Origin of the sequence: Rothia sp. (in: high G+C Gram-positive bacteria), from assembly GCF_030540545.1 — a bacterium.
Taxonomy (GTDB): domain Bacteria; phylum Actinomycetota; class Actinomycetes; order Actinomycetales; family Micrococcaceae; genus Rothia.
This window is the reverse complement of record NZ_JAUNVZ010000112.1, coordinates 1-1,088: the sequence shown is the minus strand read 5'-3', so window position 1 is coordinate 1,088 and position 1,088 is coordinate 1. Positions and strand designations below refer to the sequence as shown.

The following is a 1,088-nucleotide window of genomic DNA, read 5'->3' as shown; positions in this document are numbered from 1 at the left end:
TGGGAAGGGAACCGGGTCAGTGGCCCTGAGGATTAAAGGTATAAGGTCTATGCCGTGAGGCTGAGTAGGGTGCTCTCCTACCCTACTCTCCGCCGCCGCACCCTAATGCGCGGAACGGCGGGGAGTGAGTGAGAGCGAGACAGAAAGGGGCACCCGATGGGAGGGTGTATGCCCTTACTTCACAGTGATGAGATAGTAGTTCTTCTTACCGCGCTGTACGAGGAGGTACTTGCCGTTGAGCAGGTCGTCCTCAGTAATGGGGCGGTCAAAGGCTGCGAGCTTCTCCTTATTGAGACTGACGCCGCCACCCTGGGTAAGCTTGCGCATCTCGCCCTTAGAGGCGAAGCACTGCGTAGCTTCAGCAAAAAGGTCTACGGCCTTGGCACCCAGTGCCTGGTCGCGGCTGACCTCAAAGCGGGGCACGCCATCGAAGACGCTCAGGAGGGTGTCCTCATCGAGCTTGAGGAGGTTATCCTTGGTGGCCTTACCAAAGAGGATGTTGGATGCCTCAAGAGCCATCTCATAGTCTTCACGACTGTGCACCATGCAGGTAACCTCTTTGCCCAGTTTCTTCTGAAGCACGCGGCGACCCGGGTCGGCACGGTGCTCAGCAATGAGGGCATCAATCTCCTCGTGGCTGAGACCGGTGAATATCTTGATGTAGCGCTCGGCCTCATCGTCACCGACATTGAGCCAGAACTGGTAGAACTTGTAGGGGGTGGTGTAGCGACGGTCGAGCCATACGTTGCCCTGCTCGGTCTTGCCGAACTTCTTGCCATCGGCCTTGGTGATGAGGGGACAGGTGAGTGCATAGGCATCGGCCTCAGCGCCGAGGGTACGGCGTATCAGCTCGGTACCGGTAGTGATGTTGCCCCACTGGTCGGAGCCACCCATCTGCAGCTTACAGCCCTTCTCCTGATAGAGGTGGAGGAAGTCATATCCTTGAAGCAGCTGGTAGGTAAACTCGGTGAAGGAGAGGCCATCACGGGCTTCGCCGTTGAGACGCTTCTTCACACTGTCCTTGGCCATCATGTAGTTGACGGTGATGTGCTTACCAATCTCACGCGCAAAGTCGAGGAAGGTGAAGT

At 57.3% G+C, this 1,088-nt stretch carries 1 protein-coding gene; it reads right to left on the bottom strand.

All coding sequences use genetic code 11. The annotated features are described in order from the left end of the window. Positions 1-174: 174 nt before the first annotated feature. Positions 175-1,088, bottom strand: a 914-nt coding sequence (tyrS, locus tag Q4P78_RS09310) for a tyrosine--tRNA ligase (protein ID WP_303340089.1), incomplete at its 5' end; no start/stop codon positions are given.